Annotated in this window: 11 protein-coding genes and 1 tRNA gene; 8 read left to right on the top strand and 4 right to left on the bottom strand. The window is 64.1% G+C overall.

Annotated features, from left to right (window positions below):
• Positions 1 to 104 precede the first annotated feature (104 nt).
• Positions 105 to 1,406: a D-amino acid dehydrogenase gene (locus AC07OH_RS26780; RefSeq protein WP_495302723.1), complete on the top strand. Its 1,302-nt coding sequence runs from the start codon at positions 105 to 107 to the stop codon at positions 1,404 to 1,406.
• A 43-nt stretch (positions 1,407 to 1,449) separates the two neighbouring features.
• On the opposite strand, the gene AC07OH_RS26775 is transcribed toward AC07OH_RS26780, so the two are convergent.
• From AC07OH_RS26775 to AC07OH_RS26760, 4 genes are read right to left on the bottom strand one after another with little or no spacing between them, the layout of a single operon-like run.
• Positions 1,450 to 1,800, bottom strand: coding sequence for a hypothetical protein (locus tag AC07OH_RS26775; protein ID WP_495302722.1), 351 nt, complete (start codon positions 1,798 to 1,800; stop codon positions 1,450 to 1,452).
• Positions 1,801 to 1,828: 28 nt separating this feature from the next.
• Positions 1,829 to 2,653, bottom strand: coding sequence for a MetQ/NlpA family ABC transporter substrate-binding protein (locus AC07OH_RS26770; protein WP_062473320.1), 825 nt, complete (start codon positions 2,651 to 2,653; stop codon positions 1,829 to 1,831).
• A gap of 41 nt (positions 2,654 to 2,694) precedes the next feature.
• The gene (locus AC07OH_RS26765; protein ID WP_062473319.1) at positions 2,695 to 3,357 is read right to left on the bottom strand and encodes a methionine ABC transporter permease; all 663 of its coding nucleotides are present in this window, start codon (positions 3,355 to 3,357) and stop codon (positions 2,695 to 2,697) included.
• Entirely contained in the window at positions 3,350 to 4,219 is an 870-nt protein-coding gene (locus tag AC07OH_RS26760; protein ID WP_495302721.1) for a methionine ABC transporter ATP-binding protein, read from the bottom strand. The genes AC07OH_RS26765 and AC07OH_RS26760 overlap by 8 nt, the downstream gene beginning before the upstream one ends.
• Positions 4,220 to 4,454: 235 nt before the next feature.
• On the opposite strand from AC07OH_RS26760, the gene AC07OH_RS26755 reads away from it, so the two are divergent.
• The 7 genes from AC07OH_RS26755 (at position 4,455) to AC07OH_RS26725 (ending at position 13,121) form a co-directional block, all read left to right on the top strand.
• Positions 4,455 to 5,279 (top strand): MetQ/NlpA family ABC transporter substrate-binding protein, encoded by an 825-nt coding sequence (locus AC07OH_RS26755; RefSeq protein ID WP_307637742.1) that lies wholly within the window; start codon positions 4,455 to 4,457, stop codon positions 5,277 to 5,279.
• Positions 5,280 to 5,481: 202 nt separating this feature from the next.
• A protein-coding gene (gene prfB / locus AC07OH_RS26750; protein ID WP_095950518.1) for a peptide chain release factor 2 occupies positions 5,482 to 6,586 on the top strand; the annotation gives its coding sequence in 2 pieces (ribosomal slippage) (positions 5,482 to 5,562 and positions 5,564 to 6,586; 1,104 coding nt in all).
• Positions 6,587 to 6,589: 3 nt separating this feature from the next.
• Entirely contained in the window at positions 6,590 to 7,279 is a 690-nt protein-coding gene (locus AC07OH_RS26745; protein WP_495302720.1) for an HAD family hydrolase, read from the top strand.
• On the top strand, positions 7,263 to 9,962 hold the full coding sequence (gene pepN / locus AC07OH_RS26740) for an aminopeptidase N (RefSeq protein ID WP_495302719.1): 2,700 nt from the start codon (positions 7,263 to 7,265) through the stop codon (positions 9,960 to 9,962). Before AC07OH_RS26745 ends, pepN begins: the two co-directional genes overlap by 17 nt.
• Positions 9,963 to 9,985: 23 nt before the next feature.
• Positions 9,986 to 10,999, top strand: a complete 1,014-nt coding sequence (locus tag AC07OH_RS26735) for a class 1 fructose-bisphosphatase (RefSeq protein ID WP_056571748.1) — start codon at positions 9,986 to 9,988, stop codon at positions 10,997 to 10,999.
• A gap of 25 nt (positions 11,000 to 11,024) precedes the next feature.
• A tRNA-Thr gene (locus AC07OH_RS26730) sits at positions 11,025 to 11,100 on the top strand.
• A 467-nt stretch (positions 11,101 to 11,567) separates the two neighbouring features.
• Positions 11,568 to 13,121: an McrB family protein gene (locus tag AC07OH_RS26725; protein WP_495302718.1), complete on the top strand. Its 1,554-nt coding sequence runs from the start codon at positions 11,568 to 11,570 to the stop codon at positions 13,119 to 13,121.
• Positions 13,122 to 13,133 lie beyond the last annotated feature (12 nt).

The following is a 13,133-nucleotide window of genomic DNA, read 5'->3' as shown; positions in this document are numbered from 1 at the left end:
GGTTTTCGGCAGCGATTTTCACGGCCAAAGACCTAAAAACAATGGAATTCACTGCATTGTGCACTTTAGATTCACATCATTCCATTCAAATCAGCGGATACACCATGAAAGTCATCGTTCTCGGCGGCGGCGTGATCGGCACCACCACGGCGTACTACCTCGCGCGCTCCGGCGCCGAAGTCACCTTGCTCGACCGGCAGGCCGGCGCGGCCGAGGAAACGAGCTTCGGCAACGCCGGCCAGGTGTCGCCCGGCTACTCGACGCCGTGGGCCGCGCCCGGCATTCCGCTGAAGGCGATCAAGTGGATGTTCCAGAAGCACGCGCCGCTGTCGATCCGCCCCGACGGCACGCTGTTCCAGCTGCGCTGGATGGCCGCCATGCTGCGCAACTGCTCGCCCGAGCGCTATGCGGTCAACAAGGAACGCATGATGCGCGTGGCCGAATACAGCCGCGGCTGCCTGCAGCAACTGCGCGCCGACACCGGCCTGCAGTACGAGCACCGCACCGGCGGCACGCTGCAACTCTTCCGCACGCAGGCGCAACTCGACGCGGTGCAGCGCGACATCGCCGTGCTCGAGGAATGCGGCGTGCCCTATGAACTGCTCGACCGCGACGCCCTGGCGCGCGTCGAACCCGGCCTGGCCGGCGCGCGCGAGCGCCTCACGGGCGGCCTGCGCCTGCCCAACGACGAAACCGGCGACTGCCACCTGTTCACGCGCGGCCTCGCCGAGATCGCGCACGGCCTGGGCGTGGACTTCCGCTTCGGCCAGACCATCGACGGCCTCGAGACCGACGGCGGCCGCATCACCGGCGTGCGCACGCGCGCCGGCAAGATCCTCACGGCCGACCGCTATGTGATGGCCTTCGGCAGCTACTCGCGCGCCGCCATTGCCTCGCTGGGCCTGGACATCCCCGTGTACCCGGTCAAGGGCTATTCGCTCACGGTGCCGCTGCTCGACGAATCGCTCGCGCCGCAATCGACCGTGCTCGACGAAACCTACAAGGTGGCCGTCACGCGCTTCGACAACCGCATCCGCGTGGGCGGCATGGCCGAGCTCGGCGGCTTCGACCTGCGCCTGAACCCGGCGCGGCGCGCCACGCTCGAGAAGGTGGTGAGCGACCTGTTCCCGGGCGGCGACCTGCCCAACGCCAGCTTCTGGACCGGCCTGCGCCCGATGACGCCCGACAGCACGCCGATCGTCGGCGCCACGCGCTACCCCAACCTGTTCCTGAACACGGGCCACGGCACGCTGGGCTGGACCATGGCCTGCGGCTCGGGCAAGCTGATCTCGGACCTGGTGACGGGCCAGCGGCCGGAGATCCGCACGGATGGGTTGGCGATGGACCGCTACACGCAAGGGCCCTCGCGTTCGGCGCGCCCGAGCCCGACGACGGCGCCGGCCTGAGCGACGCCTGGGATGCGACGGGCCGCGCAGGCCCGTCGCTGACCTACTCGTCGCTCGCGTCGTTGCCCGTCATCGCGAGCACCTCTTCGACAAAGGCCTCGAAGCGCGGCAACGCGGCAGGCAGCCCGTCGGGCGAAGCCACCTCGCCCGCATCGAAGAAATGCGGCGCACCGGCGGGAATGGCGACCCATTCCCCGCCTTCGACCAACAACCCCAGATACCCCTCCGCCGTCGGCAGATAGAACAGCCCCGCGCTGTCGAGCGTGCGCTGGCCTTCGGCCTCGCCGCGCCCCCAGCGCACGCCGTGGCGCGCGAGGTGGTCGCTGATCCAGCCGTCGCACACGTGCGTGTCGCGCCAATTGGCCTGGCCATCGAATACGGCGAGCACGGGCATGGGGCGTCCTTCGCTGAAGCGTGAGGGATTACTGCAGGAAGCTGGGCTTGGCGTAGCCCTGGAACTTGCTGTCGACCACCGTCTTGAATTCCTTCGAGCGGTAGGCCTCGGCGATGTCCTTGGCCCAGGCGGCGTTCTTGTCGGCGCTCTTCACGGCGACCACATTCAGGTAGTAGTCGGGCGTCTTCTCGAGCACCACGGCCTCGGTGAGCTTCAGGCCCGACGAGATCGCGAAGTTGCCGTTGACGATGGCGTACTCGGTGTCGCCCAGCGAACGCGGCAGCTGCGCGGCCTCGAGCGGAATGAACTTGAGCTTCTTCGGGTTCTCGGCCACGTCCTTCTCGGACGCACGCAGCGGATCGATGCCGGCCTTGATCGTGACCAGCTTGTTCTGCTCCAGCAGCACCAGCGCGCGCGCCAGGTTGCTCGGGTCGTTCGGCAGCGTCACGCGGTCGCCTTCCTTCACGTCGGCCAGCGTCTTGCGCTTGGTCGAGTACACGCCCATGGGCGCGATCGGGCCCTGCACCAGCTCGGCGAGGTCCAGCTTCTGGTCGGCCGAGAACTTCTGCAGGTAGACCCGATGCTGGAAGAAATTGGCGTCGAGCGAGCCCTGGGCCAGCGCGAGGTTGGGCTGCACGTAGTCGTTGAACTCGACCAGCTTCACCTTGTAGCCCTTCTTCTCGAGGATCGGAATGATGCCGGCCTTGAGTTGGTCGGCGTTGGAGCCGGCGGTGCCGCCGATCACGAGGTTCTTCTTGGCGTCCTGCGCCTGCGCCGACAGCGAGAGGCCGCCGAGCGACAGCGCGACGAGGGAAACGGCGAGGACGGAACGGCGCAGCAGTGCGGTTTTCATGGAATGAACAGAAAGATGAAGGGAGAAAAGAAGGAAACGAATCAACGCTTGTCGAGCCGGCGCGCCGTGGTGTTGCCCACGAACTGCAGGATCTGCACCAGCACTACGAGCAGCGCCACGGTGAGCACCATCACGTCGGTCTGGAAGCGGTAGTAGCCGTAGCGGATGGCCAGGTCGCCGATGCCGCCGCCGCCCACCACGCCGGCAATGGCCGAGTACGACAGGAAGCTCACGGCCAGCACGGTGAGCGCGAGCACCAGGCCCGAGCGCGCCTCGACGATCAGCACGCGCCAGACGATCTGCAGCTCCGAGGCGCCCATGGCATGCGCCGCCTCGATCACGCCGCGCGGCACCTCGCGCAGGCACTGGTCGACCAGCCGAGCGAAGTACGGAATGGCCGCGAACGACAGCGGCACGGCGGCCGCCAGCGGGCCGATGGAGGTGCCCGCGATGATCCGCGTGAACGGCACCAGCGCCACCAGCAGGATGATGAACGGGAAGGAACGCACCGTGTTCACGATCCAGTTGAGGATGTGGAACGCGGGCTTGTTCTCGAGCGACTGGCCCGGGCCGAGCAGGAACAGCAGGATGCCCAGCGGTCCTCCGATGAGCACCGCCGCCGACAGGCCGATGGCCAGCATCAGGAAGGTCTGGCCCGTGGCCGTCCACAGCTCGGGAAGGATGGGGGTGATGTTCTCAAACATAGGCCAGCTCCTGCGCGTTGCGCTGTGCGGTCGCCACGCGCGGCGCCAAGGGTTCACGTGCTTCGCGTTCGCGGCGGCGCACCAGTTCGTCGATCTCGCGGCCCAGCGCGGTCTTGCGCTCCTCGCTCGGCGCATCGACGGCGAACTGCTCGATGAGGCGGCCCTTTTCGAGGATGGCCACGTTGCGGCACAGCACCTCGACCACCGAGAGCTCGTGCGTGACGATCACGATGGTCACACCGATCTTCTGGTTGATGTCGCGCAGCGTTTCGAGCAGCGCGCGAGTGGTTTCGGTGTCGAGCGCCGAGGTGGGCTCGTCGCACAGCAGCACCTGCGGGCGCGGCGCCAGCGCGCGGGCGATGGCCACGCGCTGCTTCTGGCCGCCCGAGAGCTGGGCCGGGTAGGTGTCGATCTTTTCGGCCAGGCCGACGAGGTCGAGGCACTCGCGCACCCGCTCGTTGATCTCGGCCTTGGAGTGGCGGCCGTGGATCTTCAGCGGGAAGGCCACGTTGTCGAACACCGTGGCGTTCTGCAGCAGGTTGAACTGCTGGAAGATCATGCCGATGTTCTGGCGCGTGTCGCGCAGCTCGCGGCGCGACAGCGTCGTGAGGTCGCGCCCGCCAACGAACACCTGGCCCGTATCGGGCCGCTCCAGCAGGTTGATGAGGCGCAGCAAAGTCGACTTGCCGGCGCCGCTCTTGCCGATCAGGCCGAACACGTCGCCCTGCTGGATCTCGAGCGAGAGCGATTGCACGGCGTCGAACACCTCGCCGCTGGGCAAGGCAAACGACTTCTGCACCGATTGAAGACGGATGACCGGCGCCGCGTTGCCGCGTGCCGCATCAGGCGAAGGGAAGGTCATGAAAGAAGGCGCGGGCCGCACAGGCGCGACCGCGCAGGTTCGCAAAAAGGTGCCGAGTATGAAAAGAAACAAGCCGAAAGGGAACGAACAAATCGGCTCGTGCTTATATTAAAAATCAGATAAGAAAGACCACATGAGGCGAGTGGACGCCATATCGATATGAGGATTGGTTCGTTCCCGATCCGCGGCGGCAATGCCACATTCGGCGCCTTCATTTCTTCGATTTCGCGCCACCATGCATTCCACTTTCCGCCGCCGCGGCCTCACGCTCGCCACCCTCGCCACGCTCGTCACCGCCCTTTTCGCCGGCAGCGCTGCCGTCGCGCAGGACAACAAGAACACCGTCAAGGTCGGCATTTCCGTCGGCAGCGCCGAGCAGGTGTTCGAGGTGGTCAAGAAGGTCGCGGCCAAGGACGGCCTGACCGTCCAGGTCGTGGTGTTCAACGACTACCAGCTGCCCAACGCGGCGCTGGCCGCCGGCGACCTGGACGCCAACGCCTTCCAGCACCAGCCCTTCCTGGACAACCAGATCAAGGCGCGCGGCTTCGACCTCGTGCCCGTGGGCCTGACCATCACCGCGCCGCTGGGCTTCTACTCGCGCAAGATCAAGTCGATCGACCAGCTGGCCGACGGCGCCTCGGTCGGCATCCAGAACGACCCCTCGAACGGCAACCGCGCCCTGCTGCTGCTGCAACAGGCCAAGCTCATCACCCTCAAGCCCGAGGCCGTGAAGAACAACAACGCCACGCCGCTGGACGTGGTGACCAACCCCAAGAAGCTCAAGCTGGTGTCGCTGGACGCCGCCCAGCTGCCGCGCTCGCTCGACGACCTGGCCATTTCGGCCATCAACAACGACTACGCCGAGAAGGCCGGCCTGTCCTTCGGCAAGGACGCCGTCATCAAGGAATCGGCCCAGAGCCCCTACGCCAACCTGATCGCCGTGCGCCGCGCCGACAAGGACAAGCCCTGGGCCAAGCGCCTCGTGGCGGCCTACCAGTCGCCGGAGGTGCGCAGCTTCATCGAGACGCAGTTCAAGGGGTCGCTCATCCCCGCGTTCTGATCCCGGGACTTTCTCCCTCCCCTCCCGGGGGAGGGTTGGGGTGGGGGCAAGCGGCGCTCGCAAGGGGCGCCCTGCCCGGCCCCATCCCGGCCTTCCCCCAGAGGGGGAAGGAGCAATACAGGGACTCTGCGGGGCGGGTGGTCCGAGCGTGAGAAAATGACGGGTTCCCCCGAACACCAACCTCACACAGTCAGGACACCCCATGGACGCAGAACAGATCAACCAAATCGGCGCAATGCTCGCGGACCTGAGCGTCCGTACGGTCGATTTACGGAGGTATCTTTGACTACGATGCCAAAGCTGAACGACTGAGGACAGTCAACGCATCGCTCGAAGACCCGAACGTCTGGAACGACCCCAAGAAGGCCCAGGAACTGGGCAAGGAAAAGAAGTCGCTCGACGACGTGGTCGTCACGCTCGACCGGCTCACCAACGGGCTGTCGGACAACACCGAACTCTTCGAAATGTCGAAGGAAGACGGCGACCTCGACGGCCTGCAGGCCATTGCCGATGACGCCGCCACGCTCGAAGCCGACATCAAGCAGCTCGAGTTCCGCCGGATGTTCAACAACCCGGCCGACCCGCTGAACGCCTTCGTCGACATCCAGGCCGGCGCCGGTGGCACCGAGGCCTGCGACTGGGCCAGCATGCTGCTGCGCCAGTACCTGAAGTACGCCGAACGCAAGGGCTTCAAGACGCAGATCGAAGACGAAACGCCCGGCGACACCGCCGGCATCAAGGGCGCGACCATCAAGGTCGAGGGCGACTACGCCTTCGGGCTGCTGCGCACCGAGACCGGCGTGCACCGCCTGGTGCGCAAGTCGCCGTTCGACTCGTCGGGCGGGCGCCACACCAGCTTCGCCTCGATCTTCGTGTACCCCGAGATCGACGACTCGATCGAGATCGAGATCAACCCTTCGGACGTGCGCACCGACACCTTCCGCGCCTCGGGCGCCGGCGGCCAGCACATCAACAAGACCGACTCGGCCGTGCGCCTGACGCACATCCCGACCGGCATCGTCGTGCAGTGCCAGGACGGCCGCAGCCAGCACAGCAACCGCGACGTGGCGTGGAAGCGCCTGCGCTCACGCCTGTACGACCACGAGATGCGCAAGCGCCAGGAAGAGCAGCAAAAGCTCGAGGACAGCAAGACCGATGTGGGCTGGGGCCACCAGATCCGCAGCTACGTGCTGGACAACAGCCGCATCAAGGACCTGCGCACCAACGTCGAAGTCTCGGCCACGCAGAAGGTGCTCGACGGCGACCTCGACGTGTTCATCGAAGCCTCGCTCAAGCAAGGCGTCTGACCGATGAGCCTGAACACCGGCAGGGTCGAAGCCCTGATCTTCGACATGGACGGCACCATGATCGACTCCATGCCCTGGCATGCGCGCTCGTGGGTGACCTTCGCGCAGCGCCACGGCGTGCAGCTCGACGTGAGCGAGATCCTCGCGCGCACCACGGGCCGCACCGGCGCCGAGAGCATGCGCGAGCTGTTCGAACGCGAGCTCTCCGATGCCGAGTGCCAGGCCATGGTGCACGAGAAGGAAGAGATCTACCGCGAACTCTTCCACGACAACTTCACCGAAGTGGCGGGCTTCACCGCCTTCGCCAAGGCCGCGGTGGCACGCGGCCTGAAGGTGGCGGTGGGCACGGCCGGCGACAGGCACAACATCGCGTTCGCCATGTCTCGCCTGAAGATGGACCCGCTGCCGCTGGCCATCGTCGGCGGCGACGAAGGCTTTTCGGGCAAGCCCACGCCCGCGATCTTCCTGGAAGCCGCGCGCCGCATCGGCGTGGCGCCCGAGCGCTGCATCGTCTTCGAAGACGCGCCCTTCGGCATCGAAGCGGCCCGCCGCGGCGGCATGCGCGCCGTGGCCGTGTGCAGCACCCATACGGCCGCCGAGCTGGCCGGCCCCCACGTGATCGCCGCCGTTCGCGACTACAACGAACTGGCCCATTCGAATTTTCTGGAGACCCTCGATGCTGCTTCAGCGTGACGCCCAAGGGCAACCCATTGCCATCCGCCGCGAAGACTATGCCGCGCCGGCGTTCTGGATCGACACCGTCGACCTGACCTTCGACCTCGACCCCGCCAAGACCCGCGTGCTCAACCGCATGCAGCTGCGCCGCAACCCCGAGGTGCCGGCCCAGCCGCTGCGCCTGGACGGCGACGAGCTCAACCTGGCGCGCGTGCTCGTGAACGGCCAGGGCGCCTCGTTCCGCATGGAAGGCGACCAGCTCGTCATCGACGGTTTGCCCGACGCCTTCGAGCTCGAAATCTTCACCACCTGCTGCCCCATCAAGAACACCAAGCTGATGGGTCTGTTCGTGAGCGAAGACACCTTCTTCACGCAGTGCGAGGCCGAGGGCTTTCGCCGCATCACCTACTTCCTCGACCGTCCCGACGTGATGGCGATGTACACCGTCACGCTGCGCGCCAGCAAGGCCGCCTACCCGGTGCTGCTGTCGAACGGCAACCTCGTCGACCAGGGCGAGCTGCCCGAGGGCCGCCACTTCGCCAAGTGGGTCGACCCCTTCAAGAAACCCAGCTACCTGTTCGCCCTGGTAGCGGGCAAGCTCGTGGCGCGCGAGCAGCGCATCACCGCGCGCAGCGGCAAGGAACATCTGCTGCAGGTGTACGTGCGCGCCGGCGACCTCGACAAGACCGAGCACGCCATGAACTCGCTGGTCAACTCCGTGCTGTGGGACGAGGCCCGCTTCGGCCTGCCGCTCGACCTCGACCGCTTCATGATCGTGGCCACCAGCGACTTCAACATGGGCGCCATGGAGAACAAGGGCCTGAACATCTTCAACACGAAGTACGTTCTGGCCAACCAGGCCACCGCCACCGACGCCGACTACAGCAACATCGAAAGCGTGGTCGGCCACGAGTACTTCCACAACTGGAGCGGCGACCGCGTGACCTGCCGCGACTGGTTCCAGCTGTCGCTGAAGGAAGGCCTCACCGTCTTCCGCGACCAGGAGTTCAGCCAGGACCTGTGCGCCGACGCCTCGGCCCGCGCCGTGAAGCGCATCGAGGACGTGCGCGTGCTGCGCACCGCCCAATTCCCCGAAGACGCCGGCCCCATGGCCCACCCGGTGCGGCCCGACAGCTACATCGAGATCAGCAACTTCTACACCGTCACCATCTACGAAAAGGGTGCCGAGGTCGTTCGCATGATGCAGACGCTGGTCGGCCGCAAGGGCTTCGAAAAGGGCATCACCCTGTACTTCGAGCGCCACGACGGCCAGGCCGTGACCTGCGACGACTTCGCCCAGGCCATTGCCGACGCCAACCCCGACTCCGAACTGGCCCGCCTGCTGCCCCAGTTCAAGCGCTGGTACAGCCAGGCCGGCACGCCCCGCCTGGCCGCGCACGGCGTGTACGACGCGCAGAACCGCAGCTACACCCTGAGCGTGGTGCAAAGCTGCCCGCCCACGCCGGGCCAGCAGACCAAGGAACCCTTCGTCATCCCACTGAACATCGGCCTGCTCGACGCCGCCACCGGCCGCGAGTTGCCCATGCAGCTCGAGGGCGAAAGCGACGTGGCACGCGGCACCCGCACCATCGTGCTGTCGCGCGCCGGCGAGCAGATCACCTTCGTGGGCCTGGACGCCGAGCCCGTGCCGTCCATCTTGCGCGGCTTCAGCGCGCCGGTGATCCTCGACTTTGCGTACACCGACGCCCAGCTGCTCACCCTGCTGGCCAACGACCCCGACCCGTTCAACCGCTGGGAAGCCGGCCAGCGCCTGGGCCTGCGCGCCGCGCTGCAAGCCATTGCCGCGCACGCCACCGACACCACCCCGGTGCTCAACGACGCCTACCTCGACGCCATGCGCGGCGTGCTGCGCCACCCGCAGCTCGACGCCGCCTTCAAGGAACTGGTGCTCACGCTGCCGTCGGAAACCTACATCGCCGAGCAGCTCGACGTGGTCGATCCGCAGCGCGTGCACCTCGTGCGCGAAGCCATGCGCGCCCAGCTCGCCACCGCCCTCTTCGCCGACTGGGAACAGGCCTACGAAGACAACAAGGACACCGGCGCCTACACGCCCGACCCGACCTCGTCGGGCCGCCGCGCGCTGGCCGGCATGGCGCTCAACTTCCTGTGCCTGGCGGCGCGCGCCTCGGGCGACACCGTGTGGCCCGGCAAGACCCTGCAGCGCTTCAAGGATGCGGGCAACATGACCGACCGCTTCAACGCGCTCAACGCCCTCGTGTCGTCGGGCCACACCCTGGCGGCGCAGGCGCTCGCGCGCTTCCACGCCATGTTCAAGGACGAGGCGCTGGTCATCGACAAGTGGTTCTCGCTGCAGGCCGGCGCCAGCGACCGCGGCGGCGACATCCTGCCGCTGGTGAAGCAGCTCATGAAGCACCCCGACTTCTCGCTGAAGAACCCCAACCGCGCGCGCAGCGTGATCTTCAGCTACTGCAGCGGCAACCCCGGCGCCTTCCACCGCGCCGACGCCGCCGGCTACGTGTTCTGGAGCGAGCGCGTGATCGAGCTCGACGCCATCAACCCGCAAGTGGCCGCCCGCCTGGCGCGTGCGCTCGACCGCTGGAGCAAGCTGGCCGAGCCGTACCGCAGCGCCGCACGCGAAGCGATTGCCCGCGTGGCCGCCAAGCCCGACCTGAGCAAAGACACGCATGAGGTCGTCACCCGCGCCCTCGCCGGAAACTGAACCCACTGAACCCCACAAGATCCATGGCTCAACAAAAAATCTCCTTCACCCGCTACCTCGTCGAGCAGCAACGCGCCGACGGCCTCATTCCCGGCCAGCTGCGCCTGTTGCTCGAAGTGGTCGCCCGTGCCTGCAAGAGCATCAGCCAGGCCGTCAACAAGGGCGCGCTGGGTGGCGTGCTCGGCACGGCCGAGAGCGAGAACGTGCAGGGTGAAATCCAGAAGAAGCTGGACATCATCGCCAACGAAGTGCTCATTGAGGCCAACGAATGGGGCGGCCACCTCGCGGCCATGGCCAGCGAAGAGATGGAAACCATCCACGTGGTGCCCAACCGCTACCCGCAGGGCGAATACCTCCTGATGTTCGACCCGCTCGACGGCAGCAGCAACATCGACGTCAACGTGAGCATCGGCACCATCTTCAGCGTGCTGAAGAAGCCCGACGACACCCCCGGCGTGCAGGAAGCCGACTTTCTGCAGCCCGGCACCCAGCAGGTGGCTGCCGGCTACTGCATCTACGGCCCGCAGACCACCCTCGTGCTCACCGTGGGCAACGGCGTGGCCATGTTCACGCTCGACCGCGAGCAAGGCAGCTTCGTGCTCACGCAGGAAGACATCCAGATTCCGGCCGACACCAAGGAATTTGCCATCAACATGAGCAACATGCGCCACTGGGACGAGCCCGTGAAGCGCTACATCGACGAATGCCTGGCCGGCAAGGAAGGCCCGCGCGGCAAGGACTTCAACATGCGCTGGATTGCCAGCATGGTGGCCGACGTGCACCGCATCCTGATGCGCGGCGGCGTGTTCATGTACCCGTGGGACAAGCGCGAGCCCGAAAAGGCCGGCAAGCTGCGCCTGATGTACGAGGCCAACCCCATGAGCTGGCTCGTCGAGCAGGCCGGCGGCGCCGCCACCAACGGCAAGCAGCGCATCCTCGACCTGAAGCCCACCAAACTGCACGAGCGCGTGAGCGTGATGTTGGGTTCGCGTCACGAAGTCGAGCGTTTGACGCAGTACCACGCCGAGAAGCCTTGATTTCTTGGCTATAATCTGAGGCTTCGCCGGTGTAGCTCAGTCGGTAGAGCAGCTCATTCGTAATGAGAAGGTCGGGTGTTCGATTCATCTCTCCGGCACCAAATAAAAAGCCCCTGATTCGCAAGAGTCGGGGGCTTTTTTGTTTTTAGTCAACACGGCCGCCGTCGAAGAGCAGAAGAATTTAGAGCTCCCGGCGTCATGCACGCTGAGTGCGAAACAATCGATGCCGCTTCAAGCATGCGCGCCGACACCATACTTGCACCCCCCCCACTGACACGAGCATCTTCTCGCGCTCGGTGCCGGTCAAATTGGGACGCGCCTTGCCCAGCGCGATAGGTTCGCAGCCTCCGCAATTCACCACACACGAATCAAGGTTCGAGTGTTTGCGAGGCAGACATGCAGCGGGCAAAGACCACGTTCGGCGGGAACTCACCCACATCAATGCATTGGTGAGCGCTCATGCGGCTTGGTTAGTATGACCTCGAGCATGCCCTAAGACACAAGGGTTTCCAAACGCAAATTTCCGGATATATTCAAGTGCGCCGTCGCAACTTCCAATGCACTTCTGATGCACAGCGTCAGCGCGGACCGAAAACATCCCCCCAAAAATCACGGAGAAAAGAAAAAAATGCCTGGGCCGACGATGAAAATCCTCTATGGACCGCCCGGGACAGGTAAGACCTGGCACGCGGGAAGGGAGGCGGTCAAAGCTATCGAGCCTCAGCTATTTGCGACCGCAATTTCTTCAGCCAATCCCGACACCGAACTTCGAAGAATTCAAGCAGCCCTCGTTGCAGAAGGAAGAATTCTTTGGGTGACATTTCATCCGAGCTACTCGTACGAGGATTTTATCGAAGGTTATAGGCCTGTGGTTGATGAGGCAGGACAACTTACTTACCGTGTAGTTGACGGCCCATTTAAAGCACTATGCCTTCGTGCTCGCTTTGACTCTGACCTACAGATTGGAGAACAGCTAGTAGATGCATCTCAGCGCCCCGCTGGCATTGTTGTAGACAAGGACGCGGGCGGATGGATTGTCCAAGTGACGCCGAACAGATCCGACGAAGTTGCAACCACGATAAACAAATATGTTCCTCGCTTTGTAGTGAATCGAATCCTCGAACGCGGATTTTCGCCGAGAATTTTCTCAATTCCTGGCAAGGCGATGCTTGAACTTGCCGATTATGGAATAGACCCTGCAGACGAAGATGTTCCAGCAGCGACCGGACAAGAAGGTCAAACAACACGTACAGGATCAACGATCCGTAAGATCGTTGCAGCGCGAACTGGAATGTTCTCCAGCTCTGACCTAAGCAATGCATCTCACATAGGCTCAGTTGTCAGGCGTTTCCTTACGACACAAGAACATGTTCCAGATGGCAGAAAATCTGTCGCAATCGTAATCGACGAAATTAATCGCGCCGAGCCTTCACGTGTTTTTGGAGAGTTACTCACGTTACTTGAAGCAGATAAACGCGAGGGGATGCCAGAAGAGAAGCGAATCATGTTGCCCTACTCAAAGGCTCTCTTCACCGTACCATCGAGTGTTTCAGTGATTGGTACGATGAACACAGTAGATCGCTCCCTGACTGCATTGGATTTTGCAATACGAAGGCGATTCGACTTTGAGTTAATTCCGGCAGATTCAAGCCTACTCCCCGAAGCATATGCCGGAGTGAACATTCGAGCCCTACTCGACCGGATCAATTCACGCGTACATCGCCTTCTTGGCAGTGGACATGAATTTGGTCATTCTTTCTTTATGGAGGATCGCCTTAATTTGGTCAAAGACGCAGGCAACTGGACAGCGCTACCCGATGGTCAGCTTCGCGCATTAGCACATGTTCTTCGTGTAAACATAGTTCCTACTATGGCAGAGTATTTTCACGAAGATTGGGGGAAGGTCAGCGCAATCATTGGTCAGACGCGAACCGCCGCAGGCCCCGAATCCCTGTTTGCGCCACCAGAAGCAGACCCACAGTTCACTGCTCGATTGTCAGACGAATACGACCTTCCAGATGCCAGAGCTGGTAACCTTGCTCAATGGTGGAATCCATCAAGAGAAGAGTGGGATGGAGGCCGTTTCCAGGCCTTTATGATCGCCATCTCCGCTGGTCAATGACCTCAAGAAGAA

It is taken from the genome of Variovorax sp. GW821-FHT10C12 (genome assembly GCF_059415405.1).
This window is presented reverse-complemented; position numbering and strand designations above follow the sequence as displayed.

Coding starts and splice junctions, on each gene's coding strand:
- AC07OH_RS26770 (WP_062473320.1), bottom strand. CDS start 2,653: ATGAAAACCGCACTGCTGCGCCGTTCCGTCCTCGCCGTTTCCCTCGTC.
- AC07OH_RS26775 (WP_495302722.1), bottom strand. CDS start 1,800: ATGCCCGTGCTCGCCGTATTCGATGGCCAGGCCAATTGGCGCGACACG.
- AC07OH_RS26780 (WP_495302723.1), top strand. CDS start 105: ATGAAAGTCATCGTTCTCGGCGGCGGCGTGATCGGCACCACCACGGCG.
- AC07OH_RS26765 (WP_062473319.1), bottom strand. CDS start 3,357: ATGTTTGAGAACATCACCCCCATCCTTCCCGAGCTGTGGACGGCCACG.
- AC07OH_RS26735 (WP_056571748.1), top strand. CDS start 9,986: ATGGCTCAACAAAAAATCTCCTTCACCCGCTACCTCGTCGAGCAGCAA.
- AC07OH_RS26745 (WP_495302720.1), top strand. CDS start 6,590: ATGAGCCTGAACACCGGCAGGGTCGAAGCCCTGATCTTCGACATGGAC.
- AC07OH_RS26755 (WP_307637742.1), top strand. CDS start 4,455: ATGCATTCCACTTTCCGCCGCCGCGGCCTCACGCTCGCCACCCTCGCC.
- AC07OH_RS26760 (WP_495302721.1), bottom strand. CDS start 4,219: ATGACCTTCCCTTCGCCTGATGCGGCACGCGGCAACGCGGCGCCGGTC.
- AC07OH_RS26725 (WP_495302718.1), top strand. CDS start 11,568: ATGCACAGCGTCAGCGCGGACCGAAAACATCCCCCCAAAAATCACGGA.
- pepN (WP_495302719.1), top strand. CDS start 7,263: ATGCTGCTTCAGCGTGACGCCCAAGGGCAACCCATTGCCATCCGCCGC.